This window comes from Cupriavidus sp. 05L310, assembly GCF_056398185.1.
On the sequence record NZ_JBFTOX010000008.1, the window covers coordinates 155,037 to 181,047 of the forward strand.

The following is a 26,011-nucleotide window of genomic DNA, read 5'->3' on the forward strand; positions in this document are numbered from 1 at the left end:
AACCTGCCGGCGCGCCATGCGCGTGCCGGCAGGTTTCCTCCGCATCCACCCCGCCTGTTTAACCACTGCTCTCATGCCCGACGAACAGTCGCGCTTTCGCCGACGGCTGCTGCTGTACTACGGCTTGTTCACGATCGGCCTGTTTGTCTTTATCGGCATGATGGGCCTGCTGGAGCGCTCCAGCGGCGATGCACTCTGGCTCGGTTACGTCTTCCTGTTCGTCACCATCGCCATCTATGCGTGCATCGGGCTGATCTGCCGTACCTCTGACCTCAATGAATACTATGTAGCCGGACGGCGCGTCCCCGCGCTGTTCAACGGCATGGCGATCGCCGCCGACTGGATGAGCGCGGCGTCCTTCATCGGCCTGGCCGGCATCCTGTTCGCGTCGGGCTACGAAGGCCTGGCCTATGTGATGGGCTGGACCGGCGGCTATTGCCTGGTTGCCTTCCTGCTTGCGCCCTATCTGCGCAAGTATGGCGGCTACACCATCCCCGACTTCCTGGCCGCGCGCTATGGCAACGGCAAGCCCGGCGGCAACATGCCGGTGCGCGCGATCGCCGTGATGGCGGCGTCGCTGTGTTCCTTCGTCTACCTGGTAGCGCAGATCCAGGGGGTAGGGCTGATCGTCACCCGCTTTATCGGCGTGGAGTTTGCCGTCGGTGTGTTCTTCGGCCTGGCGGGGATACTGGTCTGCTCATTCCTCGGCGGCATGCGCGCGGTGACGTGGACCCAGGTCGCGCAATACATCATGCTGATCGTGGCCTTCCTGGTGACGGTCTCGATGATTGCCTGGAAGCATCATCACGAAGTGATGCCGCAATTGAGCTACGGCACGCTGCTGCAGCAGATCGACACACGCGAGCGCAGCATAGAGCGCGACCCGGCCGAGCAGGCCGTGCGCGAACACTATCGCCAGCAGGCCATCCAGATGCAGGAGCGCATCGCCAGGTTGCCGCAATCGTTCGACGACGAACGCAACGCGTTGTCCGCGCGCCTGCAGGAACTGCGCTTGCGCAACGCGCCGCTGCGCGAGATCAAGACGGTCGAGCGCGAACGGATCGAATTTCCGCGCGATGTCGCCACAGCCCATCAGCAATGGAACCAGCAGCGCGAGGAGGCCCTGGCGCGCAGCCAACCCTCCATTCCGTCGACCGAACCGTACCCGTCGCCCTCGGAGGAAGAGCGCAAGACCAAGCGGCTGAATTTCGTGTTGCTGGTGTTCTGCCTGATGCTTGGCACGGCCAGCCTGCCGCATATCCTGACCCGGCTCTACACCACGCCTTCAGTGAAGGAGTCTCGCAACTCGGTGGCCTGGGCAGTGTTTTTCATCGCGCTGCTGTACGTCTCCGCGCCGGCGCTCGCGGCGCTGGTCAAGTACGAATTCTTCCAGCACCTGGTTGGCACGCCGTACGCGGAGTTGCCGCAGTGGGTGGTGCAGTGGCGCAAGGTCGACCCGCCCGTCTTCGGTATTCGCGATGTCAATGGCGACGGCATCGTGCAGTGGGCGGAGATCCTGATCCAGCCGGACATGATCGTGCTGGCCGCGCCGGAGATCGCCGGCTTGCCCTATGTGGTCTCGGGGCTGGTTGCCGCCGGTGCGCTGGCGGCGGCGTTGTCCACCGCGGACGGCCTGCTGCTCACCATCGCCAATGCGCTCTCGCACGACGTTTTCTATCACATGATCGACCGCACCGCGAGCCACCAGCGCCGCGTCACCACCGCCAAGATCGTGCTGCTCGGGGTGGCGCTGTTTGCCTCCTACGTCACGTCGCTGCGGCCCGGCAATATCCTTTTCCTGGTCGGCGCGGCATTCTCGCTGGCGGCCTCCAGTTTCTTCCCGGTGCTGGTGCTGGCGATCTTCTGGCGCCGCACCACAGCCGCGGGGGCGGTCGCCGGGATGGTGGCGGGGCTGAGCGTGTCGATCTACTATATTTTCGTCAACTATCCGTTCTTTACCCGGATGACGGGCATCTTCGGCAACCGCTGGTTCGGCGTGGACCCGATCGCCTCCGGCGCATTCGGCGTGCCAGCCGGGTTTGCCGTGGCGATCCTGGTCAGCCTCCTGACACCACGCAACGCCCCGGTGATCGACCGGCTGGTGACGTACCTGCGGCGTGGTTAGGCCGGCGGAGCAGGAAACACTAGATTTTCCGGATAACCCTCTGATATACTCGTGGACTTGCTGGAGAGATGGATGAGCGGTTTAAGTCGCACGCCTGGAAAGCGTGTATAGGTTAATAGCCTATCCGGGGTTCGAATCCCCGTCTCTCCGCCACTTATACTGTAAGGCTTTGCGGGTTAGCGCTTCTTAACCCGTGGGTCATGGATCAAGGGCTGGGTCATTGGAAACGATGGCCCAGCCCTTTTTCTTTGTCTGTCTGCGGCGTTGCAATGCGTTCGGGTTTGCGCCGGTAGCTCCGCTTCGTTGTGCTCCGCCGGCCAGCGAAAGCGGGGCCTGGGTCTGCAGTCCGTTCCCAAGGTTCGCTCCGGGCAATAAAAAAGCACCTCGTGGAGGTGCTTGTTGTTTCCCGCAACTGCGGGGGGATCCGAACCGGGTCGGCAAACTCACTGGGATCCGGTTCGGACTTGCATGCCTATCTGGCACGCTTGATCTCACTGCCATATTGGCCAGGGGGATCATTCTGCCGCTTACCTTCGCATTGCTACTGCGTGTCTCAGCCGGCAGGTTTTCAGTATAGGTCAGCAAATGGCGGGGTCAACCTGCTTTTGCGCGATAGCATCCCGGGCGCTTGTGCTCCCTGGCGCACGCGGCGATCGTCTGGAAATCGACTCGCAATCCCGGCGCCGCCGGGGCGAACGCCCCGTGCTACGATCCTCAAAAACCGGGAAGAGACATTCAGTGAGCCATGACATCGCACCGCGTTTCAACGCGGAGTTTGCCCCGCGAATCGCCGAGACGATAGCGAATCTGTTCAAGCAGCGTATCCGCGTGGAGGTCATACCAGACGAGACGTCCGACTGCCCCGCGCGGGTCCATCTCTGCGGCGAACCGTTCGATGAACCGCGGCGGTTCGCGCACCAGTTGAACGTCTACCTGTCGTGGGACAGTCTCGAGGTCGAGGCGTTGTTCGCTGCCGGCGGCGCGGAGAAGTTCGAGCACTATCTCGCGGCCCTGGCGGGCAAGATGCGCGCGTGGCAGACGCCGCGGCAGATCGATTTCGGGACGCGTTCGCAAGCGGATCCCACGGTGCTGCTTGGTGGGCTCGATTTCGAGCATTGAGTCCGGTGTCCGGCATCCTGTATCGAACCCGCGCACTCACCGCATCCCCAGCAAGTCCTCCACGCTACGCACCAGGGTCAGCAGCCCCGGTGCGACTTCGCGTTCGCGCATGGCAAACGACCCTGCCTGTGCCGACACGCCACAGTTGAAGACCAGCCATTGGGAATCCACCGGCCTGAATAACGGCACCGCAAAGGCATACACATCGCCGCGCCATTCACCGCGATTCACGCAGTAGCCCTTGGCTTCGAAGTCCTGGCGCAAGTTCGCTAGCTGTGGATGGAATCGAATGAAGGCTTCCGGGTCTTGCAGGCGCAGGCGGTTGAGCACGCTGTCGCGCTCCGCCGCGGGCGCCTTGCACAACCAGGCTTTGCCGATGGCCGTGGTGAGCATTGGCAGCGCTGCGCCAATGTCCGGCGTGACGACAAGACTGTCGGTGGAGCGGGCGGTTTCGACATAGATCATTTGCGTGCGGTCACGCATGCCGAGCGAGACCGCGCCGCCAATGCGATCAGCGAGTTCCTTCATCAGCGGCCGCGCGAGCTGGCGGATATGCATGCTGGCCAGCAGCGGATAGCCGAGCGAGAGCACCGGCGCGCCCAGCCGGTACTTGGCCTGGGTGGCGTCACGGCGCAGGTAGCCGAGCACGGTCAGCGTGTGCGTGAGCCTGGCCACGGCCGATCGCGACTGGCCGGTGCGTTGCGCGAAATCCTTGTTGCCGAGCAGGGACTCGCCGGCACGGTAGGACAGCAGGATATCGATGCCGTGCGCTAGCGTGGTGGCGAACTGGCGGTCGGCGGCATTGTCCTGGTCCGCTGCGGGTGCAATCTGGGAAGGCGTCGCTGCCATCACGATGTCCCCAGTTCCTTTTCCACGCGCCGGACCAGCCGCAGCAGGCGCGGCCCCATCTCGCGTTCGAGCTTGCGCGGTGTCATCCTGGCGCCGGGCACGCCGCAATTGAAGACCAGCGTCTCGCCATCGATTTCGGCGCGCATCGGCACGGCCACTGCATGCACGTCGCGCTGCCATTCCCCGCGCGAGAGGCAGAATCCGAGCGTGGCAAGATCATGCGCCGCGGCGTCCAGCGCGGGCGCGTGAGCCTGCCATTGCCCTGCATCGGCCACGCGTAGTGCCGCCAGCACCGGCTCCCGTTCCACCGGGGACGCCTGGCACAGCCATGCCCGCCCCATGGCGGTGGCGAGCATGGGCAGGGATGCGCCGATATCGGGCCGGAAGGCGATGGCGTCGTGGCCGCGGCTGGTTTCCACATAGACCATCTGCAGCCGGTCGCGCAGGCCCAGCGAGACCGAGCCGCCGACCTGGTCGGCGAGTGCCTTCATCAGCGGCCGCGCGAGCTGCCTGACCTTGAGGCTGGCCAGCAGCGGGTAGCCCAGCGAGAGCGCGGTGGAACCCAGCCGGTAGCGGCGCAGCTCCGTGTCGTAGAGCAGCAACCCGCGTGCCGCCAGCGTGTAGGTCAGGCGGCTGATCGTGGCCTTGGACAGCCCGGTGCGTTCCACCAGTTGCTTGTTGCTCATGACCGGCTCGCCCACTCGGAAGCACTCCAGCAGCGCCAGGCCGTGGGCCAGCGTGGTGGCGAAGGCGGGGTCGGGGTGATGGGGACGGGGCGGCATGATTTGGGGGGGCGGAAACGGCGGAGGGCGCGGGCAGGCCGCATGGGCGTGGCATGCATCCATCATAGCCATTGATGCGCCCGGCGCGCATGGCCTGCGTTCAAGATAGCAAAACATCGATCCGCTTTCCAGGCACGGATTGCTACGCTGGTTTGCATGCGGCCGATCCCGGCGGCAATGACCGGATGGAGCAAGACAGATGATCAGGGAACCGGATGCCTTCCAAGCCTTCCTGGCCGAATTGCGGCGTTTCGTGCGCGAGCGGCTGGTGCCGCGTGAGGCCGAAGTCGCCAGGCTGGACGATGTGCCCGAGCCGCTGGTGCGGGAAATGGCCGGGATGGGCCTGTTCGGATTTTCGATTCCCGAGGAGTACGGCGGCGCCGGCATGACGACCGAGGAGCTGGTGCTGGCGGCGCTGGAGCTGTCGCAATGCTCGGTGGCCTTCCGTGCGCGGGTGGGCACCAATACCGGCATTGGCTCCGAGGCGCTGGTGGCGGACGGCACGGCGGCGCAGAAGCGCCGCTACCTGCCTTTGCTGGCCAGCGGGGAGCTGACCGGCTCCTTCGCGCTGACCGAGCCGGAGGCCGGCTCGGACGCCACGGCGCTGACGACTTCCGCGCGGCGCGAAGGCGATCATTACGTGATCAACGGCACCAAGTGTTTCATCACCAATGCGCCCATCGCCGGCTTGTTCACGGTCATGGCGCGCACCGATCCCGCGCGCGCCGGCGCGGCCGGCATCTCGGCGTTCATCGTCGAACGCGGCACGCCGGGACTGAGTACCGGGCAGCCCTACCGCAAGATGGGGCAGGAGGGCTCGCCGGTGTCCGAAGTGCATTTCAGCGACTGCCGCGTGCCGGCCTCCAACCTCATCGGCGGCGAGGAAGGGCAGGGCTTTCGCACCGCGATGAAGGTGCTCAACAAGCAGCGCATCCACCTGGCCGCGCTGTGCACCGGGCCGGCCATCCGCATGCTCGACGAGGCGATCCGGTTCGTTGCCGGGCGCCAGCAGTTCGGCCAGCCGCTGGCGGAATTCCAGCTGGTGCAGGCGATGATTGCCGACTGCCAGACCGAGATCCACGCGGCGCGCGCGCTGATCATGGAAACGGCGCGTCAGCGCGATCGCGGCGAGGACGTCACCATGCAGGCTTCGATCTGCAAGTACTTCGCTTCCGAGATGTGCGGGCGCGTGGCCGACCGCTGCGTGCAGATGTTTGGCGGCTACGGTTATATCGCCGATTTCGGCATCGAACGCTTCTATCGCGACGTGCGCCTGTTCCGGCTGTACGAAGGCACCAGCCAGATCCACCAACTCAATATCGCCAAACGCACGCTCGCGCTGGCTGCTGCCGCGAGCGCGTCGTAATCGTTCGGTTTCGTCAAGAAAGAGCAGCCGCCGGCGGTCGCGCCAGGTGGCGTCATACCGTCAAGGAGACACCATGTTGAAAACCATGCTTGCGGCAGGCGCTGTCCTGCTGGCCACGCTTGGACTCGTGCAACCCGCGCTGGCCGAGGCGGCTTATCCCGCCAAGGTGATCCGGCTGGTCGTGCCGTTCCCGCCGGGCGGCTCCACCGATACGCTCGCGCGCTTGCTGGCCGAACAGTTGAAGGAGGAACTCGGGCAGTCCGTGGTCGTGGAGAACAAGGCCGGCGCGGGCGGCAATATCGGCGGCGATGCGGTGGCCAAGGCCCCGCCGGACGGCTACACGCTGCTGCTCGCTGCGGCGGGGGCCACCGTCATCAACCCCAGCCTTTACCCTCGCATGTCCTATGACCCGGTGCGCGATCTGGCGCCAGTCACGATGCTCGCGCGCGAACACAACCTGATGGTGGTCAACCCTTCGATTCCGGCGCGCAATCTCAAGGAGTTCATCGCCTACGCCAAGACCAGGCCCGGAACGCTCAGCTTTGGCTCGCCCGGAAACGGCTCGCCGGCGCAGCTTGCGGGCGAGTTGCTGAACCAGTCCGCGGGCATCAAGCTGCAGCACGTGCCGTACAAGGGCAGCGGCCCTGCGGTGGCCGACCTGATCGCCGGGCACATTACGATGATGATCGACAACATGCCCGCGCTGTTGCCGTATGTCCAGTCGGGCCGCCTGCGTGCCCTGGCGGTGGCGAGCGACAAACGCGCCAGTGCGCTCCCCGATGTGCCGACGATGGAGGAGGCCGGCCTGAAGGGCTACGTGGTGACGGCATGGAAGGGGCTGATGGCTCCGGCCGGCACGCCGCGCCCGATCATTGCCAGGCTGCATGACGCGACCGCAAAGATCCTGGCCAGGCCGCAGATGCGCAAGCGCCTGGTGGACCTGGGCGCGGAACCGGTCGGCAATACGCCCGAACAGTTCGCCGCGCAGATCCGTAGCGATACGGCATGGTGGGCTGCGCTGGTGAAGTCGACCGGCACCACGCTCGACTAAGCAGATATGCAGCAGGTATGCATAGCCAAGTTCAGGGTCCGGCCATGGCGGCCATGACGAAAACGCCCAGCGTTACGCCGCGCAATGCGATAGGTCCGGGCAGCGCTTGTGCGAGCTCCTGCTATTGCCCACCACACAAGACTCGTTCCCCCGACTCCATCATGAACCACACAGATCAAGACGCGGCTGCCGCGCATCAAGGCGGGCCGCTGGCCGGCGTGCGCATCCTCGACATGGCCACGGTTGTGGCCGCCCCGTTTGCCAGCACGCTGTGCGCCGACATGGGCGCGGAAGTCGTCAAGCTCGAGTTGCCCGACGGCACCGATCCGCTGCGTGGGCTGGCGCCGGTCAAGGATAAGCTGCCGCTTTACTGGAAGGTCACCAATCGCGGCAAGCGCGGCATCACGCTCGACGTGCGCAAACCGGAGGGCCGCGCACTGTTTCTCAAGATGCTGCCGCAGTTCGACGTGCTGGTGGAGAACTTCCGTACCGGCACGCTGGATCGCTGGGGCCTGGATGCCGGGACGCTGCACGCCGCCAACCCGCGCTTGACGATCCTGCGCCTGACCGGCTTCGGGCAGACCGGGCCGTATGCTGGTCGCGCGGGTTTTGCGCGCGTGTTCGAAGCGATGAGCGGCTTCACCAACCTGGTGGGCGATCCCTGCGGCCCGCCGTTGCACATGAACTATCCGATGGGCGATATGGTGGCGGGGCTGTTCGGTGCGTTTTCGATTGCGGCCGCCGTGGCCGACAGCCGGCGCGCGCAGGATCGTGGCAATGGCGTGCACGGCCGCGAGATCGACCTGTCGGCGACTGAGGCATTGTTCCGTTTGCTGGAGCCGCTCGCCGTGGAGTACGAGCAACTGGGGCAGGTGCGCCAGCGCGCCGGCAATCGTGCCACCTACACCGCGCCGTCCAATATGTACGCCACGGCGGATGGCCACTGGGTTTCGCTGGTAGCCTCGTCGGACCCGATCTTCCGCCGCCTTTGCCATGCCATCGGCGAGGCCGGCATGGCGGACGACCCGCGCTATGCCAGCAACCCGGAGCGCGTGCGCCATCTGGATGCGCTCGATGCCGTCATCAAGACATGGTTCGCCACGCATGACTACGCGGCAGTGGCGCAGGCGCTCGGCGCGCGCGAGATCCCGTTCAGCAAGATATTCACCATCGCCGATATCATGCGGGATCCGCATTTCCAGGCACGCGGCGCGATCGTCCGCTTGCCCGATCCCGATCTCGGCTCGATTCCCGCGCCTTGCATGGTGCCGCGGTTTTCCGGCCACCAGCCGCCGGCGCCCCGCAGCGGCCCGGCGGTGGGCGAGCACAACGACGCCTTCTACGGCGAACTGGGCCTGACGGCGGCCGATCTGGAGACGCTGCGCGGACAGCAAGTGGTCTGAGCGCGCCGTGAGCGTCGCGTGTCCCGGCCGAGGAGGCGTTGCAGCCGCCTCATGCGCAACTCGTGCTAAAGTGCCCTGATGCGATCCTCCGGAGGAGCATCATGGCTAAGGATTCCACGCCGCACCTGCAGGCTATTGTCCAGACAGCCCCCCAGGCGGGGCGCTATGTATGGGTAATCACCCTGGTCGATTTCTCTGCGCAGTTGCTCAAGCGCACCATTGTTTCGGACGATACCTTCACCACATCGGATGCTGCGCGCGTAGCCGGCGACGCGCAGCTCAAGGCGATGGCGGCGGATAGATAGCCGCACGGTATTGGCGATGCGGTTCCTCGCACTGGCGGTGCGAGGCCGGCACGCGGGGACGAAGTGCACGCGCAAGGCGCGGGAGCGATGATGAGCATGTGCGAGGCCTGTGCGCAGATCCAGCCTGGCTCGATCGGCGGCACGGGGCATCCCCGGCTGCTATTGACGGACACGCAGCGCATCAAGCCGCGCGGCCAGCCCGCGATCACCTTTGCCACCTACACCTGTGCCGATTGCGGTTGCCGCTGGCGGCACGAGAGCGACAAGAACGGCAAGGGGCCTGGCTGGTCGATACAGACCTGAAGGCAACCTGAAGGCAACCTGAAGGCAGCATGAAGGTATTGTCGCCATCGCCCGGGAACAGGGCGAGGCGAATCCGCTGCGGTGCGGCGCCGGCAGGCCGCATTCGCCATTCAACCATCACTAGGGGAGCGCAAGTTGGACACTGGACCATTTACCCGCTACAAGGGTTTCGATCTCTATCCGCTGATCTATCGCCACCAGGCTGAGCGCACCTGGCCAGAGCGCCGGCCGGATCGCAGTTTCAATGCTTCCGTGGTGATCTGCCGCGAAGGACATGAGCCGGGCACCGAGCGTTCGCGCGTGTTCCGGCTTGCCGCGGCGCCCTGGGACAATATCGGCACCGCGCGCCGCGGCGCGGTGAAGTTCGGCGAGGACATCATCAACGGCCTGGTGCCGGGCGAGTCCGTCAGCGCGCTGTAGGGGGGGAGGCCGGCTGGCGCCGGCGCTCCAATGCGGCGGCAGGCGGCCGCGTCGCCATGCCATCGCTACCGGCGCGTGCGCGCCGGTCCTGTCATCCGCGCATCACGGCGTCATGGCGCTATACACCTTGTTCCGGAACCAGGCGCGGTAGTACTCACGCTGCCCGGGCGCCTGCATCATCCAGATCGCCACGGTCTTCTCCTTCGGGTCGACCCAGAAGTAGGTGCCCCCGACTCCGCCCCAGTAGTAGTCGCCAACCGACCCCGGCGTGGCTGCCTCGCCAGTGCCCGTGCGCGTGCCGAAACCGAGGCCGAAGCCATAGCCCGGACCCGGCAGGTAGGCCGGGCCGCGCGCCAGCGAAGGCCCGGCAATCGTGCCGAGGTGGTCGGCAGTCATATAGGCGACCGTCTTCGGCGAGAGCAGGCGCACGCCGTCGATTTCGCCGCCGTTGAGCAGCATCTGGGCAAAGCGGAAGTAATCCGCCGCGGTCGACACCAGCCCGCCGCCACCCGATTCGAGTTTCGGCGCGTGGCGCACATCGATCAGCCCGACCGGTACCTTGCTGTCGGGGTCGATGGCAAAGGGCTCGGCGATGCGGGCCTGCTGGGCCTGCGGAACCCAGAAGCCAGTGTCCTTCATCTGCAAGGGCGTGAAGATGCGCTGCTGCAGATGCGCCGCCAGGGTCTGGCCCGACACGCGTTCCAGCAAGGCGCCCAGCACATCGGTGGAGCGGCTGTACTCCCAGGTGGTGCCCGGCTGAAACTGCAGCGGCACCTTGGCGAGACGGCTAATGAATTCCGTATTGCTTTGCTCTGTGGCATCCACGTCCAGGCGCTTGTATTCCTCCTTGACCAGCGACTTGCCGAACACGCCATAGGTCAGCCCCGACGTATGGCGCATCAGGTCCTGCACTGTCATCTCGCGCTGGGCTGGCACCAGTTCCAGCACGGGCTTGCCGGCGGCGTCGGTCTTCTCCACGCCGACCCGCAGGCCCTTGAGTTCGGGCAGGTACTTGGAGACCGGATCGGCAAGCTGCAGGCGTCCGTCCTCGACCATCATCATCACGGCCACCGAGACGATCGGCTTGCTCATCGAATAGATGCGGAAGATCGAGTCGGACCGCATCGGTACCTTGCCGGCCGCATCCTGCCATCCGATGGACTGCGTATCGACGATTTTGCCGTTGCGTGCGAGCAGGTACACGGCGCCGGGAATACGGCCCTGCGCGACATCGGCACGCACGCGTGTGCTCATGGCGTCCAGTTGCGCGGTGGAAAAACGGGTCGTGAGCGGGGCGGCGCTCTGCGTCGACTCCGGGGCCGCGCAAGCGGCCAGCAACGCGACCGCAAGCACTGGCAATGTGCTACGTATCATTTGTCTCATCCTTTGTCTTATCGTTGTTTTGGCAATGTCTTATCGATGTTGCATCGATAGCGGCTCGATTCCGGCAAAAGCCACGCGATCATCGCATGCATGATCGTGCGCGTGTATCGAGGCTCACCCGGATCAGGCCTCGCGCCATGCTACGATCCCGACAAATTATTCGGAGGTGAAGATGTCCAAGCACGTGTTCACTCGCGGCCAGTATCTGGCAATCCTCAATGAAAGCCTGAAGAACGATCCGAGGTGGCAGCCCGGCATGGCGTTTGTCTTTCATCCGCCCGGCGCTGACGAAGCCAGTGCGACCGGCGTCGGCTGTACCGGCCCGGACGAGGCGCTTCCCGTCTACGCGGAGATCGAGCGTGTGGCGGCGGAGTTGATCGAGGTGAGGGAGGCGGAATAGGCGCGGTCCGAGGTAGTCTCGGGACGTGGGGCGCGGGTGCCGGGCGTGCGCGCGCTGTGCAGCGCGCGCAATACAAAGCGGGACCTGCCGCCGACCTGCGTACAATACCGCCCCAGACAGACTCTAGCGGAACATGCCGTGAAAAAGACCGACCTCGAAAAGAACAAAGCACTGAAGCTGGCCAACAGCCTGAAGCTGTCCGCCGCCCTCCGCGCCGGGCGCGATACCGGCCCGGCCAAGGTCGATCGCCGCGAACAGCGCCGGCTCGACCAGGAACAAGGCCTGGTGCCGTTTGCCTGCAAGCTCGACGCTGAACTGGTCAAGCGCCTGCAGGCGCTGGCTCCGGCGCATGCCGGTGGCATGAGCGGCCTGCTCAAGGAAGCGCTGGAACGCGGCCTGCCCGCGCAGGACGCGGCAGGCTGATATCCGCGTGGACGCGGTCTGGGATGAAACGCTGAAACATGTGCGCCTTCATTCACAGGGTGGCGCGAAACGCTGAATGGTAAAAACAAAACGCCCGCTGGCATATCAGCGGGCGTTTTGCTATCCGGGGTCCGGGTTATGCGCCGGATCGGCAAGCTCGCAACTTAATGCACGAACAGCCAGATCAGCAGCAGCACGAAGGCCGGGACACCGAGCAACCAGGCGAGGATGTAGGGCATGATTTCCTTCCTTTCTTCCGTGTTTTCCATGGTTCCACTATAAGCAGGGCGGATCTGGCGCGGTGTCCGGCGGCTTCCCCTTGCGTTGTAGGATGCGGCTGACGAATGTAGGAACTCTGCGCATGCCAGGGGCAGCGGGTTTGCCGCGCAAGGGACGGCTCAGCCGGGAGCGGCGGGAAGGACGGGGGAGGGGAGTCGGGGGAATTCGGCTGCCCGGCGGAGACGCCAGGCGGGGCCTGGGGATAACGACCTGCCGGCCGTTATCCCTCGGTGTGGGCAAAGGGGTAAAGGGACGCTCAGTCCTCTTCGCCTTCCTCCGAATCGAGGAAATCGCGCCGTAACATCCAGTTTTCGATGGCTTCGTCGCAGATCTTCTTGAGTTTCTGCTTCTCCGGCACTTTGTCGAACAACTCAAAGTTCACCAGGGCGATGCCGGCGTCGGAGATGTAGAACAGGCGGCCCGGCTCGTCGTAGTGCACGATGCGCCCGTCGATGCCGGTTTCCTCGCTGTCGACCGGCATGTCTTCCAGTTCGACCACCCGGCACGTGAAGCGCGGCGCGCGGGTATGGGTCAGATATTCAAATTCGTCATGCATGACCTCGCCGCCCTTGGGCGTGAAGATCGCGAAGCCCCAGATAAAGCGGGGCATCGGCAGATCGGACAGATCATCAATCTCGTCCATGGTGTTCTCCCTGATTCGATAACCCGCATTATCGCTCGACCGGGGCGTCAGCACCAAAATGTTCTGGAGATGGTCTACTTGACCGCACGGCAGTTGGCGTAGACCGGCGGTGCGTTTTCGCCCTTGGTCAGGTCCTCCAGCATGCCTTCGTCGCCCTTGGTGATCCACAGGTGGGCACCATGCGCATAGCGGGCGCCAGAGCCGGTGAGCACGCTGACGAAGAGCAGCGGCTTGCCGTCCAGCCGCAGGATGGCGATCTGGTTGTCTGCGCTGTTGAAGTAGCGCGCCGTGAGCTGTTTGCCTTCGTCGCACTGGTAGCGCACGGTGCGGGCCGGGTCGAAGCGCACGCCGTCGATGCCGGGCCTGGCGAAGGCGGGGGCCGCGGCCAGGCAGATGGCGCTGGCGAGAGCGCAGTTGGCGGCGCGGCGCAGGAGCGAACGAAGGGACATGTGGTTTCCTTGTTGATCAGGTGCCGATGAAACAGGCCAGGGTGTGACGGCCGCGTTTCCCGTGGGGCGGCGTCGCCTTCAGGCCAGCATATAGCTGCTTGCGAGACCTCGGAAACTGTCCACCTCGGCGGATTGCCAGGCGGCGTCGTGACCAAGCTCCTCGGCCAGGATCTCGGCTACCCGGGGCGCTGCCGCGCTGGCGGCGCCGGCTTCCAGGAATAGTGCGCGATTGCGGCGCGCCAGCACGTCCTCGACCCGCCGCGCCAGCTCGAAGCGCGCGGCAAAGCGCACATGGGCGGCAGTGAGCCCGGAGCCGGGCACCAGCAATTCGTCGTTGCCCGGCAGCGCGCGCAGCATGCCGAGTTCGTTGCCGTAGTAGCGGTCGGGCGAACCGCTGTCGGACGGGGGCAGGTCGGCTGGCAAGCCTTGCGAGCCATGCAGCGGCAGTTCCGCGGTCACGCATGGCGCGGCCGGCAGCATCTGGCGCTGGATTGCCGTGCCCACCACGTCCTCGGCCATCTTGCGGTAGGTGGTCCATTTGCCGCCGGTGACGGTGATCAGGCCGGCCTTGGAGACCAGGATGGTGTGCTCGCGCGAGAGCGAGGCGGTGGAGGCTTCGCCGGTGGCCTTGACCAGCGGGCGCAGGCCGGCCCAGACGCTGGTCACGTCGGCGCGGGTGGGCGTGCGCGACAGGTAGCGCGCGGCGGTCTCCAGGATGAAGTCGACATCGTCGGCGCCGGCATGGGGCTCCAGCGGCAGGTCCTGGCGCGGGGTATCGGTGGTGCCGACGATGGTGTGGCCGTTCCAGGGCACCACGAACAGCACGCGGCCGTCGTCGGTCTTGGGGATCAGGATGGCGCGGTCGCCGGGCAGGAAGCTGCGCGGCAGCGTCAGATGCACGCCCTGGCTGGGCGCCACCATGCTGCGCGCGTTGCCGTCTTCCATCTGGCGGATGGCATCGACCCAGACGCCGGTGGCGTTGATCACACAGGGCGCCTTGAGGTCGAAGCTGGCGCCGCCCAGCACGTCCTGCACGGTGACGCCGTCAATCACGCCATTGCGCTGTGACAATCCGCTCACGCGCAGGTAGTTGATGGCCGTGCCGCCCACATCGAACAGCGTGCGCATCAGCGCGATGGCCAGGCGGGCGTCGTCGAACTGCCCGTCGAAGTACAGATTGCCGCCGCGCAGGGGCCGGCCCCCCACGTGCTCGGCCAAGGTCGGTGCCGCCGCCAGCGTCTCGCGGTGGTTCAGCCAGCGGCTGCCGGACAGGTTGAGTCCGCCGGCCAGCATGTCATAGAGCTTCAGGCCGATGCCGTAGAAGGGCTGGTCGAACAACTGGTAGGCCGGTACCACGAAGCCGAGTGGCCATACCAGATGGGGCGCGTTGCGGGCCAGCAGGCCGCGCTCGTGGAGCGCCTCGCGCACCAGGCTGATATTGCCCTGCGCGAGGTAGCGCACGCCGCCATGGACCAGCTTGGTGGCCTTGCTGGACGTGCCCTTGGCGAAGTCGGCGGCTTCCACCAGCAGCGTGCGGTAGCCGCGCGAGGCGGCATCCACCGCCGTGCCCAGGCCGGTGGCGCCGCCGCCGATGACGATCACATCCCACTTCGGCTCGCGCTCGAGGGTGGCGAGCAGGGCGGCGCGGTCTGGCGGCAGGATGGGAGTAGACAGTTTCTGCATGATTCCTTGTTTGATGCGAATGCTGATGGCGGGCGCTGATTGCGTTGCGCGGTTCCGCCGGTTATGCCGGTTGCGCGGGATGTGGCCCGCCCGCGCTCAGTTTGCCGATCGGGGCGGCGCGCCGTCCTCGCGGGCCCAGTCGCGCGCGCGTTCTACCGCGCGATGCCAGCGCCACAGCCGGTAAGCGCGCGCATCCGCGGACAGGTTGGGCTCGAAGCGGTGCTCCACCTGCCACTGGCTGGCGATCTCTTCCTCGCCGCTCCAGTAGCCGGTGGCCAGCCCCGCCAGGTAGGCGGCGCCGAGCGCCGTGGTCTCGGTCACGCGCGGGCGCACCACGGCCGTGCCGAGCAGGTCGGCCTGCATCTGCATCAGCAGATCGCTGCGCGAAGCGCCGCCGTCCACGCGCAGTTCGGCCAGCGAGATGCCGGCGTCCTTCTGCATGGCGTCCAGCACGTCCACGCTTTGCAGCGCGATCGATTCCAGCGCGGCGCGGGCGATGTGAGGGCGTCCGCTGCCGCGCGTGAGGCCCACCAGCGTGCCGCGCGCGAACGGGTCCCAGTGCGGCGCGCCCAGGCCGGCGAAGGCTGGCACCAGCACCACGCCGTCGGTGTCGTCGCACTGGCGCGCCAGCGGTTCGACTTCGGGTGCGCTGTTGATGATCTGCAAGCCGTCGCGCAGCCACTGGATGGTGGCGCCGCCCATGAATACGCCGCCCTCCAGACAATATTGCGTGCGGCTGGCGGCCGGCGCCGTTCCGCCCAGTTGCCAGCCGATGGTGGTCAGCAACCGGTTGTGCGAAGTCACCGGCTGCGACCCCGTGTTCATCAGCAGGAAGCAGCCGGTGCCGTAGGTGTTCTTGGCCATGCCGGGCGCGTGGCAGGCCTGGCCGTAGGTGGCGGCCTGCTGGTCGCCGGCGATGCCGGCGATCGGGATCTCCGCGCCGAACAGCCTCAGTGCGGTGCGTGCCACCTCGCCGCTGGAAGGCACTACCTCGGGCAGCAGGCTGCGCGGGATATCAAGCAGGCCGAGCAGGGCGTCGTCCCACTGGAAGGTGTGGATGTTGAACAGCAGCGTGCGCGAGGCGTTGGATACATCGGTGACGTGGCGCTTGCCGTCCGTGAGCTGCCAGATCAGCCAGCTGTCGACCGTGCCGAAGGCCAGCTCACCGCGCTCGGCGCGTTCGCGCGCGCCTTCGGTGTTGTCCAGCATCCAGCGCAGCTTGGTGCCGGAAAAATAGGCGTCGAGGATCAGGCCGGTCTTGTCGCGGAACAGGTCGCCGTGGCCCTCGGCCTGCAGCGTCTCGCACATCGGCGCCGTGCGGCGATCCTGCCAGACCAGCGCGCGGCCGATCGGCTCGCCGGTCTGGCGGTCCCACAGCACGGTGGTCTCGCGCTGGTTGGTAATGCCGATGGCGCGAATCTGGCTGGCCGAGACGCCGGCATCGTTGAGCACCTCGTGCGCCACCGCAAGCTGCGATTGCCAGATCTCGTAGGGATCGTGCTCGACATGGCCAGGGTGCGGGTAATATTGCCGGAATTCGCGCTGCGCGACCCGCGCCACATTGCCGGCGTGATCGAACAGGATGGCGCGCGAGCTGCTGGTGCCCTGGTCGAGCGCCAGTATGAATTGCGGCAGGCCCGGCGGCTGAATTTGCGTCATGCGTTTTGTCCTGGAAATACTTTTACGGGCGTGCCTTGCCGGCCGCCGAGATCATTCATGTCCGATACCTTGCCCGACAGCCAAGTCCGCGATACCGGCGTTTCCGCCATTTCCCGCATTAGCGGATCGCTCGCCGCGCGCAGCCCCTTCGATGCCGAAGCCCATCTGCGGCTGACGGTGGCAGGGCGCCAGGTTGGCTGGCTGCCGCGCGCGCATGCCGGCATCCTTCGCGCGCAGGAGGCAGTGCCGGGCGTGCTGGGCGATTCGCAAGACGGCAGCGTGGCGCTGCTGCCGTCTTGCGGCGACTTTGCCGCGCGCAGCGCCACGCTGGCGGTGCTGGCGCGCTGGCTGGCGGATACCGGCCATGTGCGTGGCTGGCGCGACGAACTGTTCGCCGTCACGCCCGCGCTGGCGGCGCCGGCTTTTGCCACCATCGAACGCGCGGCGGCGCGTTTTCTCGGGCTGCTGACCTTCGCCTCGCACATGAATGGCGTGATTGCCGGCGAACGCGCCTTGTGGATTTCACGCCGCAGCGCGGCCAAGGCGGTCGATCCGGGGATGTGGGACAACCTGGTCGCAGGCGGCATGCCGCACGGCAGCGATCCGCTCGCCACGCTGGTGCGCGAGTGCGACGAGGAATCCGGCATCCCGCCGGCGCTGGCGCGGCGTGCCGAGTCGCACGGCGTGATCGAAGTCCTGCGCGAAATTCCCGAAGGCGTGCAGTGGGAAGCCGTATATGTGTACGACTTGCCGCTGCCGCCGGATTTCGTGCCGCATAACCGCGACGGCGAGGTGGCCGAGCACCGCCGTATCGAGCCGGAGGCATTGCTTGCTATCATGGCGGATGGCGCCATGACGGTCGATGCGACCCTGGTGACGCTGGATGCGCTCAACCGCCGCGGCTGGAGCGTGCCCGGCACCCCCCGCCCATGATCGGCGCGCACACGACAGAACAACACACGATGAGCAATACCGGATTCATTCTCACCATCTCCTGCCCGGACCAGCCGGGCATCGTCCATGCCGTCTCGGGCCTGCTGTTCCAGCACGGCTGCAATATCGTCGATTCCGACCAGTTCGGCGATGAGTTCACCGGCCGCTTCTTCATGCGGGTGCACTTCACGCCGGCCGCCGGCGGCCCCGACCTGCCCACGCTGAAGGCCGCCTTCGCGCCGGTCGGCGACCAGTTCGCCATGCAGTGGGACCTGTTCGACGCCAGCGTCAAGCCGCGCGTGATGATCATGGTGTCGAAGATCGGCCATTGCCTGAACGACCTGCTGTTCCGCGCCAAGGCCAGCGGCCTGCCGGTGGAGATCGCCGCCATCGTGTCGAACCACCGCGATTTCTACCAGCTGGCGGCGTCGTACGATATTCCGTTCTTCCACCTGCCGATGATGAACGCCTCGGCCGAGCAGAAGGCCGCGCAGGAAAACAAGGTGTTCGAGATCGTGCAGGAGCAGAACATCGACCTGGTGGTGCTGGCGCGCTACATGCAGGTGCTGTCCGACGACCTGTGCCGCAAGCTGGCCGGCCGCGCCATCAATATCCACCACTCTTTCCTGCCCAGCTTCAAGGGCGCCAAGCCTTACTACCAGGCGCACGACCGCGGCGTGAAGCTGATCGGCGCCACCGCCCACTACGTGACGGCCGCGCTGGACGAAGGCCCGATCATCGAGCAGGAAATCGAGCGCGTGGACCACAGCATGGATCCCGAGCAGCTCACGGCGGTGGGCCGCGACGTGGAATGCGTGGCCCTGGCGCGCGCCGTCAAATGGCATGCCGAGCACCGCATCCTGCTCAACGGCCACAAGACCGTCGTCTTCAAGTAAGCCCATCACCAGGTGCCCGGCGCCAGCCGCGCCGGCACCGCCTCGCCAGCCTGGACGCTGCCGGTCGGCGCGCTCACGCCTGCGCGACCACACAGCTCACTCCGCTTTCTTCCAGCATGCTCTCGAACGGCGGCTTCAGCGGCTGATCGGTGAAGAGCCGGTCGATCTCCGAGAGATGCGCCAGTTCCACCATGGCTTGCCGGTTGAACTTGCTGGCATCCGCCGCCAGCCAGACTTCGCGCGAATGCTCGATGATGGTCCGCGCCACCTTCACTTCGCGAAAATCGTAGTCGCGCAGCGTGCCATCGGCCTCGATGCCCGAAATGCCGATCAGGCCGATATCCACCTTGAACTGGCTGATGAACTCCACCGTGGCCTCGCCCACGATGCCGCGGTCGCGCGAGCGCAGCACCCCGCCGGCGACGATGACCTCGCAATCGGGGTTGTCGGCCAGGATGCTGGCCACGTTCAGGTTGTTGGTGATCACGCGCAGCCCGCGGTGATGCATCAGCTCGCGTGCGATTTCTTCCACCGTGGTGCCGATATTGAGGATCAGCGAGCAACCCTCGGGCACCGCGCTGGCCACGGTGCGCGCAATGCGCGCGTTGCCTTCGGCATTGAGCACCTGGCGCTGGCGATAGGCGATGTTCTCCACCGTCGAGCCCTCGACCCGCACGCCACCGTGAAAGCGCGCCAGCATGCCGCTTTCGGCCAGCATGTTGACGTCGCGGCGAACTGTCTGCAGGGTCACGCCGAACTTGCGCGCAAGTTCGTCGATGGAAGCGAAGCCCTGGTTGCGAACCTCTTCAAGCAGGGCGGTCTGGCGTGGATTTAGCGTCATGCCGGCATTCTAGTTCAAACACAAACGAAAACAAATGATGCAGTGCATGATTGTTTTATGTTCGTTTTTGAACTAAAACGAGCGGAAGCAAAGATTTGTGCGTCTGCGTCGATGCAGGTCCGGCGGCGCGGAACAGCATGTCGAACCCCGGAGACCCGATGCAGCTCAGATTGGAAGGCATCGCCCAGCAGGCAGGCTCGCAGGCGTATCTGTATCCCATGTCTTTGTCGCCCGTGCCGGGCGCGGTAACTATTCTGCTCGGTGCCACGCAGGCCGGCAAGACTTCATTGATGCGGGTCATGGCGGGGCTGGACCGGCCCAGCGCCGGCCGGGTAGAGGTGGACGGCGTGGACGTGACCGGCATGCCGGTACGGGAGCGCAATGTCTCCATGGTCTACCAGCAGTTCATCAACTACCCCTCGCTGAGCGTTTTCGACAATATCGCCTCGCCGCTCAAGCTGCGCCGCGCCAAGGACATCGATGGGCAGGTACGCGCGCTTGCCGCCCGGCTGCATATCGAGCACCTGCTCGACCGCCTTCCCGCGGAGCTCTCCGGCGGGCAGCAGCAACGCGTGGCGCTGGCGCGCGCGCTGGCCAAGGGCGCGCCGCTGATGCTGCTGGACGAGCCCCTGGTCAACCTGGACTACAAGCTGCGCGAAGAACTGCGCGAGGAGCTGACGCAGCTCTTCGCCCATGGCAATGCCACGGTGATCTACGCCACGACGGAGCCGTCGGAGGCATTGCTGCTGGGCGGCCACACCGCGGTGCTGGACGCGGGCGAACTGCTGCAGTACGGGCCGACGCCGGAAGTCTTCCACTATCCCGCCTCGCTGCGCGTGGCGCGCGCCTTCAGCGATCCTCCGATGAACCTGATGGCGGGCGAGATGCAGGCAGGCGCGCTCGCGCTGGCGGGCGGCATTACCCTCCCGCTGCCCGAAGCGGCGACCCACGCCGGCGCGGTGACGGTTGGCGTGCGGGCCGGTGCATTGCGGCTGGATGCCGTGCCCGGCTCCGTGCCGGTGGCCGGCCGCGTGGCGCTGGCGGAGCTGTCCGGATCGGATACCTTCGTGCATATGGACTCGCCGGTGGGCAACCTGGTGGCGCAGTTTCCCGGCGTGGTAGATCTGGAACTCGGGGCGCCGCTCACGCTGCATCTCGATCCCGCGCAGCTCTACCTGTTCGATGCCGGTGGCACGCGCATCCACGCGCCCAGGCGGCCGGGCAGGGTGGCGCCGGCGGCTGCCGAGCTGGGAGCCTGAGATGGCGCGCATCGACCTCGACCTGTCCCATTCCTACCGGCCCGAACCGCAATCGGACGAAGACTATGCGCTGCTGCCGTTGAAGTTCACCTTCAACGACGGCGGCGCCTACGCCTTGCTCGGGCCTTCCGGCTGCGGCAAGACCACCCTGCTCAATTGCATTTCCGGCCTGCAGCGGCCCTCGCACGGCACCGTCTCCTTCGATGGCCGCGACGTGACCGCAGCCACCCCGCAGGCGCGCAATATCGCCCAGGTGTTCCAGTTCCCGGTGATCTACGACACCATGACGGTAGGCGAAAACCTGGCTTTTCCGCTGCGCAACCGCGGCGTGGCACCGGCGCAGGTGAAGGAGCGCGTTGGCCGCGTGGCCGAGATGCTCGACTTGTCCGCCGCGCTGGACCGCCGCGCGAGCGGCCTGGCGGCCGATGCCAAGCAGAAGATCTCGCTCGGGCGCGGGCTGGTGCGCCAGGACGTATCGGCCATCCTGTTCGACGAGCCGCTCACGGTGATCGATCCCCACCTCAAATGGCAGTTGCGCCGCAAGCTCAAGGAAATCCATCACGAGTTCCGGCTGACCCTGATCTACGTCACGCATGACCAGACCGAGGCGCTTACCTTTGCCGAGCAAGTGCTGGTGATGTCGCGGGGCAAGGCGGTGCAGGTGGGATCGGCCGAAGCCTTGTTCGAGCGGCCGGCGCATACCTTTGTCGGCAATTTCATCGGCTCGCCGGGCATGAATTTCCTGGCGGGCCAATGGCGCGACGGTGCCATCGAGATCGCCGGGCGGCGCTATTTCCCCGAACTGGTGCCGGCCACGGCCGCGGCACTGCAGGCGGCCGGCACGTTCCAGGTGGGCGTGCGCCCCGAGTACCTGCGGCTGGCCGCCAGCACCGATCCGCAGGCCGTGCCGGCGCGGGTGGAGCGCGCGCAGGACATCGGCACCTACTGGCTGGTCACCGCCAGCGTGCGGGATGCCTCCGGCCACGCTGCCACGGTGCGCGGGCGGCTCGGCAACGAAGCCGTGGCGCTGCAGGCGGGCGAGACCGTGTGGCTGTCCGTGTTCAACCGTCATACCTGTTACTACGTCAACGAGGAGCTGGTTGCATGAGCACGCTGAAGCCCGTCAACCAGAAGGCCTGGCTGCTGGTGATCCCGGTGGTGCTGTGCGTGGCGTTCTCCGCCATCCTGCCGCTGATGACCATTGTCAATTACTCGGTGCAGGACATCATCTCGCCCGAACGCCGCGTGTTCGTCGGCACCGAATGGTTCCGCACGGTGCTGCGCGACGGCGAGCTGCACGATGCGCTGCTGCGCCAGCTCGGCTTCTCGCTGGCGGTGCTGGTGGTGGAGATCCCGCTGGGCATCCTGCTGGCGCTGTCGATGCCGGCCAAAGGGGTGAAGGCATCGGCGGTGCTGGTGGTGATCGCGCTGTCGCTGCTGATCCCGTGGAATGTGGTTGGCACGATCTGGCAGATCTTCGGACGTACCGACATCGGCTTGCTGGGCGCTGCGCTCGCCGGGATGGGGTTCGACTACAACTACACCGGCAGCGCGGTGGACGCCTGGTTCACGGTGCTGGTGATGGATGTCTGGCACTGGACGCCGCTGGTGGCGCTGCTGTGCTATGCCGGCCTGCGCGCGATTCCCGATGCCTACTACCAGGCCGCGCAGATCGACGGCGCCTCGCGCCTGGCGGTGTTCCGCTACATCCAGCTGCCCAAGCTGCGCGGCGTGCTGATGATCGCGGTGCTGCTGCGTTTCATGGACAGCTTCATGATCTACACCGAGCCCTTCGTGCTGACCGGGGGCGGCCCCGGCAACGCCACCACCTTCCTGTCGCAATTCCTGACGCAGAAGGCCGTGGGCCAGTTCGATCTCGGGCCGGCCGCGGCGTTCTCCATCATCTACTTCCTGATCATCCTGCTCACGTGTTTCATCCTCTATAACTGGATGCAGCGCGCGGGCACCGCCGGCAGCGAGGACATGCCTCATGCGTGAAGCCAATCGGAACGCCACCTACTGGCGCGCGGTATTCCTGCTGGGGTACCTGGTGTTCGCCATCCTGCCGATCTACTGGATGCTGAACATGTCGTTCAAGTCCAACGAAGAGATCGTCTCCACGCTGTCGCTGTGGCCAAACGATTTCACGCTGGAGCACTACAAGACCATCTTCACCGACGCGTCCTGGTACTCGGGCTATATCAACTCGATGATCTACGTGGCGATGAACACGGTGATCTCGATCACCGTGGCGCTGCCCGCTGCCTATGCGTTTTCGCGATACCAGTTCATCGGCGACAAGCATGTGTTCTTCTGGCTGCTGACCAACCGCATGACGCCGCCGGCGGTGTTTCTCCTGCCGTTCTTCCAGCTCTATACGACGATCGGGCTGATGGATACGCACCTGGGCGTGGCGCTGGCCCACCTGGTGTTCAACGTGCCGCTGGCGGTGTGGATCCTGGAGGGCTTCATGTCGGGCGTGCCGCGCGAGATCGACGAGACCGCCTATGTGGATGGCTACTCCTTTCCGCGCTTCTTCATGACCATCTTCCTGCCGCTGATCAAGGCGGGCGTGGGCGTGGCCGCATTCTTCTGCTTCATGTTCAGCTGGGTGGAACTGCTGCTGGCGCGCACGCTGACATCGGTCAACGCCAAGCCCATCGTCGCCACCATGACGCGCACGGTGTCGGCCTCCGGCATGGACTGGGGCGTGCTGGCCGCGGCCGGGGTGCTGACCATCGTGCCCGGCGGCATCGTGATCTGGTTTGTGCGGCACTACATCGCGAAGGGCTTCGCGATGGGCCGCGTGTAAGGAGGAGAACGCATGTTCAGCTGGATGGTATGGACCACCCCGGTGGCCGTGTTCTTCGTCTGCATCGCGCTGATGCTGGTGGGCATGACGGTGTGGGAGACGCGCGCGCCCACCATGGAGCGCAAGGGCTTCCTGCCCATCGCTACCACCAGGGGCGACCGGTTGTTCATCGGACTGATGTGCGCCGCCTGGATCAACCTGGCCTGGGTGGGCCTGGGCGAGAAGATGATGGCGTGGTTTTCGCTGGCGGAGGAGCCTTCGATCTGGATCAGCCTGGTGATTTCGATGCTTGCGCTGGCATTGGTGATGCGCAAGGGCTGAGGCTCGCATGGTTCGCCGGCAACCCGGGCCGGCAAGAATAAAGCGACGGATTTTTCGTCAATGGGCATGGCGGCCTGCACCTTCCCCGGACCGCGTCCCAGACAAAGAGCAGGGAGGGGGATTCTCGAGGAGACGTTCATGAAGGTGCACGTGAAGTTGGGCATGACGGCGCTGGCCTGCGCGGCGGCGCTAGCCTGCGGCCACGCCGCGTGGGCGGGCGAGGCCGAGGCCAGGAAGTGGGTCGACAGCGAGTTCCAGCCGTCGACGCTCTCCAAGGACAAGCAGCTCGCCGAGATGAAGTGGTTCATCGACGCGGCCGCCAAGCTCAAGGCCAAGGGCGTCACGCAGATCAGCGTGGTTTCCGAGACCATCACCACCCACGAGTACGAATCCAAGACGCTGGCCAAGGCCTTCGAGGAAATCACCGGCATCCAGGTCAAGCACGACATCATCCAGGAAGGCGACGTGGTGGAGAAGCTGCAGACCTCCATGCAGTCGGGCAAGTCCATCTACGACGGCTGGATTTCCGACTCCGACCTGATCGGCACCCACTACCGCTATGGCGCCATCCTGCCGCTGACCGACTATATGGCCGGCGCCGGCAAGGAGTGGACCAATCCGGGGCTGGACGTGAAGGACTTCATCGGCACCAAGTTCACCACGGCGCCGGACGGCAAGCTCTACCAGTTGCCCGACCAGCAGTTCGCCAACCTGTACTGGTTCCGTGCCGACTGGTTCGCGCGCAAGGACCTGCAGGACAAGTTCAAGGCCAAGTACGGCTATGACCTGGGTGTGCCCACCAACTGGTCCGCGTACGAGGACATCGCCAATTTCTTCTCCAACGATGTCAAGGAACTCGACGGCAAGAAGGTCTTCGGCCATATGGATTACGGCAAGAAGGATCCGTCGCTCGGCTGGCGTTTCACCGACGCCTGGCTGTCGATGGCCGGTTCGGCCGACAAAGGCCTGCCCAACGGCATGCCGGTCGATGAGTGGGGCATCCGCGTGGGCGCCGACAAGTGCACGCCGGAGGGCGCTTCGGTATCGCGCGGCGGCGCCACCAACAGCCCGGCCGCGGTCTATGCGCTCACCAAGTACATCGACTGGATGAAGAAGTACGCGCCGCCGCAGGCCATGGGCATGACCTTCTCTGAAGCCGGCCCGGTGCCGGCGCAAGGGCAGGTGGCGCAGCAGATCTTCTGGTACACGGCGTTCACCGCCGATATGACCAAGAAGGGCCTGCCGGTGGTCAACGCCGATGGCACGCCCAAATGGCGCATGGCGCCGTCGCCCTATGGCCCGTACTGGAAGCAGGGCATGCAGAACGGCTACCAGGACGTAGGCTCCTGGACCTTCTTCAAGAACACCGATCCCAACCGTCTCGCGGCGGCGTGGCTCTACGCGCAGTTCGTGACCTCGAAGACGGTATCGCTGAAGAAGTCGCTCACCGGTCTGACCTTTATCCGCGACAGCGATATCCACCACGACTACCTCACCAAGAACGCGGCGCAGTACGGCGGCCTGATCGAGTTCTACCGCAGCCCGGCACGGGTCGCGTGGACGCCCACCGGGACCAACGTGCCTGACTATCCCAAGCTGGCGCAGTTGTGGTGGAAGAATGTGGCGACAGCCGTCACCGGAGAGAAGACGCCGCAGGCCGCCATGGACAACCTGGCCGAGGAAATGGACCAGGTGATGGGACGGTTGCAGCGCGCCGGCATGACGAACTGCGCGCCCAAGCTGAACCCCAAGAGCGATCCCGCCAAATGGCTGTCGGATGACCACGCGCCCTGGAAGAAGCTGGCCAACGAGAAGCCCAAGGGCGAGACCATCGCCTACGACAAGCTGCTGCAGGCCTGGAAGGAAGGGCGGGTGCGGTAAGACGATCCGGGTAGTGGTCGCCTGGCCCTGAAAGCGGCGGTGCAACGGTGACGTTGCGCCGCCGTTTTTCTGTCCTGAACGAAGTGCCGCTTCATCGACTTTCAGGGGCGTTGAAAAAACACCTTGACTATCTATCTACCAGTAGATAATATTCAGGACATGGAAGCCACTGCTCCGCCCCAGCAAGAAAGCTGAAGCAGGAAAGAGGATCCAGCGCAACACCCGGGGAATCCCCGTTTTTTTTGGGCCAACCAGTCTATCTACTAGTAGATAACTGCCAGAAAGAACGAAGGCTTCCAAAGCGTACCGATTCGATTCCGCCCCAGCGCGGATCCTCAAAGTGAATGGAGAACATCATGACCTCGAACCTCTTCGCCAAGACCCTGATCACCGCCGCCGCCCTTGCCGCCGCCTTCGTTGCCGGCA

Annotated in this window: 26 protein-coding genes and 1 tRNA gene; 19 read left to right on the forward strand and 8 right to left on the reverse strand. The window is 65.6% G+C overall.

What is annotated here, in order from left to right:
* Window positions 1-73 precede the first annotated feature (73 nt).
* The 3 genes from AC1DS6_RS08045 to AC1DS6_RS08055 all read left to right on the forward strand — a co-directional run bounded on the left by AC1DS6_RS08045 (window position 74) and on the right by AC1DS6_RS08055 (window position 3,244).
* A complete protein-coding gene (locus tag AC1DS6_RS08045) occupies window positions 74-2,125 on the forward strand; it encodes a sodium:solute symporter family protein (protein WP_477102375.1) in 2,052 nt (683 codons plus the stop codon).
* Between the two features lie 62 nt (window positions 2,126-2,187).
* Window positions 2,188-2,278, forward strand: a tRNA-Ser gene (locus tag AC1DS6_RS08050).
* Window positions 2,279-2,863: 585 nt separating this feature from the next.
* Window positions 2,864-3,244: a DUF5594 family protein gene (locus tag AC1DS6_RS08055; protein ID WP_441632591.1), complete on the forward strand. Its 381-nt coding sequence runs from the start codon at window positions 2,864-2,866 to the stop codon at window positions 3,242-3,244.
* A gap of 36 nt (window positions 3,245-3,280) precedes the next feature.
* Here the strand turns inward: AC1DS6_RS08055 and AC1DS6_RS08060 are convergent, their stop codons facing one another.
* Entirely contained in the window at window positions 3,281-4,093 is an 813-nt protein-coding gene (locus tag AC1DS6_RS08060; protein WP_441632593.1) for an IclR family transcriptional regulator, read from the reverse strand.
* Window positions 4,093-4,875: an IclR family transcriptional regulator gene (locus tag AC1DS6_RS08065; protein ID WP_441632595.1), complete on the reverse strand. Its 783-nt coding sequence runs from the start codon at window positions 4,873-4,875 to the stop codon at window positions 4,093-4,095. The genes AC1DS6_RS08060 and AC1DS6_RS08065 overlap by 1 nt, the downstream gene beginning before the upstream one ends.
* A gap of 199 nt (window positions 4,876-5,074) precedes the next feature.
* Here AC1DS6_RS08065 and AC1DS6_RS08070 point away from each other — a divergent pair, with 199 nt between their 5' ends.
* The 6 genes from AC1DS6_RS08070 (at window position 5,075) to AC1DS6_RS08095 (ending at window position 9,723) form a co-directional block, all read left to right on the forward strand.
* The gene (locus AC1DS6_RS08070) at window positions 5,075-6,241 is read left to right on the forward strand and encodes an acyl-CoA dehydrogenase family protein (protein ID WP_441632597.1); all 1,167 of its coding nucleotides are present in this window, start codon (window positions 5,075-5,077) and stop codon (window positions 6,239-6,241) included.
* A gap of 73 nt (window positions 6,242-6,314) precedes the next feature.
* Complete coding sequence (locus tag AC1DS6_RS08075; protein WP_477102376.1) at window positions 6,315-7,292, forward strand: Bug family tripartite tricarboxylate transporter substrate binding protein; 978 nt, start codon at window positions 6,315-6,317, stop codon at window positions 7,290-7,292.
* 161 nt (window positions 7,293-7,453) lie between these two features.
* Complete coding sequence (locus AC1DS6_RS08080) at window positions 7,454-8,695, forward strand: CaiB/BaiF CoA transferase family protein (RefSeq protein WP_441632601.1); 1,242 nt, start codon at window positions 7,454-7,456, stop codon at window positions 8,693-8,695.
* A 101-nt stretch (window positions 8,696-8,796) separates the two neighbouring features.
* Entirely contained in the window at window positions 8,797-9,000 is a 204-nt protein-coding gene (locus AC1DS6_RS08085) for a hypothetical protein (RefSeq protein ID WP_276289354.1), read from the forward strand.
* 87 nt (window positions 9,001-9,087) lie between these two features.
* Entirely contained in the window at window positions 9,088-9,303 is a 216-nt protein-coding gene (locus AC1DS6_RS08090) for a hypothetical protein (RefSeq protein ID WP_276289355.1), read from the forward strand.
* Window positions 9,304-9,438: 135 nt separating this feature from the next.
* A complete protein-coding gene (locus tag AC1DS6_RS08095; RefSeq protein ID WP_045235542.1) occupies window positions 9,439-9,723 on the forward strand; it encodes a hypothetical protein in 285 nt (94 codons plus the stop codon).
* Between the two features lie 102 nt (window positions 9,724-9,825).
* On the opposite strand, the gene AC1DS6_RS08100 is transcribed toward AC1DS6_RS08095, so the two are convergent.
* Window positions 9,826-11,097, reverse strand: a complete 1,272-nt coding sequence (locus tag AC1DS6_RS08100) for a serine hydrolase domain-containing protein (RefSeq protein WP_477102377.1) — start codon at window positions 11,095-11,097, stop codon at window positions 9,826-9,828.
* A gap of 181 nt (window positions 11,098-11,278) precedes the next feature.
* Here AC1DS6_RS08100 and AC1DS6_RS08105 point away from each other — a divergent pair, with 181 nt between their 5' ends.
* Together AC1DS6_RS08105 and AC1DS6_RS08110 are read left to right on the forward strand one after the other, a co-directional pair.
* Window positions 11,279-11,506, forward strand: coding sequence for a hypothetical protein (locus AC1DS6_RS08105; RefSeq protein ID WP_276289358.1), 228 nt, complete (start codon window positions 11,279-11,281; stop codon window positions 11,504-11,506).
* A gap of 138 nt (window positions 11,507-11,644) precedes the next feature.
* The gene (locus tag AC1DS6_RS08110; protein WP_045235539.1) at window positions 11,645-11,929 is read left to right on the forward strand and encodes a hypothetical protein; all 285 of its coding nucleotides are present in this window, start codon (window positions 11,645-11,647) and stop codon (window positions 11,927-11,929) included.
* 535 nt (window positions 11,930-12,464) lie between these two features.
* On the opposite strand, the gene AC1DS6_RS08115 is transcribed toward AC1DS6_RS08110, so the two are convergent.
* The 4 genes from AC1DS6_RS08115 to glpK all read right to left on the reverse strand — a co-directional run bounded on the left by AC1DS6_RS08115 (window position 12,465) and on the right by glpK (window position 16,642).
* Complete coding sequence (locus AC1DS6_RS08115) at window positions 12,465-12,851, reverse strand: hypothetical protein (protein ID WP_045235538.1); 387 nt, start codon at window positions 12,849-12,851, stop codon at window positions 12,465-12,467.
* A gap of 74 nt (window positions 12,852-12,925) precedes the next feature.
* A complete protein-coding gene (locus tag AC1DS6_RS08120) occupies window positions 12,926-13,300 on the reverse strand; it encodes an MliC family protein (protein WP_477102378.1) in 375 nt (124 codons plus the stop codon).
* A gap of 78 nt (window positions 13,301-13,378) precedes the next feature.
* On the reverse strand, window positions 13,379-14,983 hold the full coding sequence (locus tag AC1DS6_RS08125) for a glycerol-3-phosphate dehydrogenase/oxidase (protein WP_477102379.1): 1,605 nt from the start codon (window positions 14,981-14,983) through the stop codon (window positions 13,379-13,381).
* Between the two features lie 96 nt (window positions 14,984-15,079).
* Window positions 15,080-16,642, reverse strand: a complete 1,563-nt coding sequence (glpK, locus tag AC1DS6_RS08130; protein WP_477102380.1) for a glycerol kinase GlpK — start codon at window positions 16,640-16,642, stop codon at window positions 15,080-15,082.
* Window positions 16,643-16,699: 57 nt separating this feature from the next.
* Between glpK and AC1DS6_RS08135 the strand changes: the two genes are divergently transcribed.
* Window positions 16,700-17,575: an NUDIX hydrolase gene (locus tag AC1DS6_RS08135; RefSeq protein ID WP_477102381.1), complete on the forward strand. Its 876-nt coding sequence runs from the start codon at window positions 16,700-16,702 to the stop codon at window positions 17,573-17,575.
* A 29-nt stretch (window positions 17,576-17,604) separates the two neighbouring features.
* Entirely contained in the window at window positions 17,605-18,471 is an 867-nt protein-coding gene (purU, locus tag AC1DS6_RS08140; RefSeq protein WP_045235622.1) for a formyltetrahydrofolate deformylase, read from the forward strand.
* Between the two features lie 73 nt (window positions 18,472-18,544).
* Here purU and AC1DS6_RS08145 read toward each other — a convergent pair whose 3' ends face one another.
* The gene (locus AC1DS6_RS08145) at window positions 18,545-19,312 is read right to left on the reverse strand and encodes a DeoR/GlpR family DNA-binding transcription regulator (RefSeq protein ID WP_477102382.1); all 768 of its coding nucleotides are present in this window, start codon (window positions 19,310-19,312) and stop codon (window positions 18,545-18,547) included.
* 158 nt (window positions 19,313-19,470) lie between these two features.
* Here AC1DS6_RS08145 and AC1DS6_RS08150 point away from each other — a divergent pair, with 158 nt between their 5' ends.
* From AC1DS6_RS08150 to AC1DS6_RS08175, 6 genes are all read left to right on the forward strand, one after another.
* Entirely contained in the window at window positions 19,471-20,571 is a 1,101-nt protein-coding gene (locus AC1DS6_RS08150; RefSeq protein WP_441632619.1) for an ABC transporter ATP-binding protein, read from the forward strand.
* Window position 20,572: 1 nt separating this feature from the next.
* On the forward strand, window positions 20,573-21,679 hold the full coding sequence (locus AC1DS6_RS08155) for an ABC transporter ATP-binding protein (RefSeq protein ID WP_477102383.1): 1,107 nt from the start codon (window positions 20,573-20,575) through the stop codon (window positions 21,677-21,679).
* A gap of 5 nt (window positions 21,680-21,684) precedes the next feature.
* Complete coding sequence (locus tag AC1DS6_RS08160) at window positions 21,685-22,569, forward strand: carbohydrate ABC transporter permease (RefSeq protein WP_156176916.1); 885 nt, start codon at window positions 21,685-21,687, stop codon at window positions 22,567-22,569.
* Window positions 22,562-23,383, forward strand: a complete 822-nt coding sequence (locus AC1DS6_RS08165) for a carbohydrate ABC transporter permease (RefSeq protein ID WP_276289910.1) — start codon at window positions 22,562-22,564, stop codon at window positions 23,381-23,383. Before AC1DS6_RS08160 ends, AC1DS6_RS08165 begins: the two co-directional genes overlap by 8 nt.
* Window positions 23,384-23,395: 12 nt before the next feature.
* Complete coding sequence (locus AC1DS6_RS08170) at window positions 23,396-23,704, forward strand: DUF2160 domain-containing protein (RefSeq protein WP_045235528.1); 309 nt, start codon at window positions 23,396-23,398, stop codon at window positions 23,702-23,704.
* Window positions 23,705-23,854: 150 nt separating this feature from the next.
* Window positions 23,855-25,585: an ABC transporter substrate-binding protein gene (locus AC1DS6_RS08175; RefSeq protein ID WP_477102384.1), complete on the forward strand. Its 1,731-nt coding sequence runs from the start codon at window positions 23,855-23,857 to the stop codon at window positions 25,583-25,585.
* Window positions 25,586-26,011 lie beyond the last annotated feature (426 nt).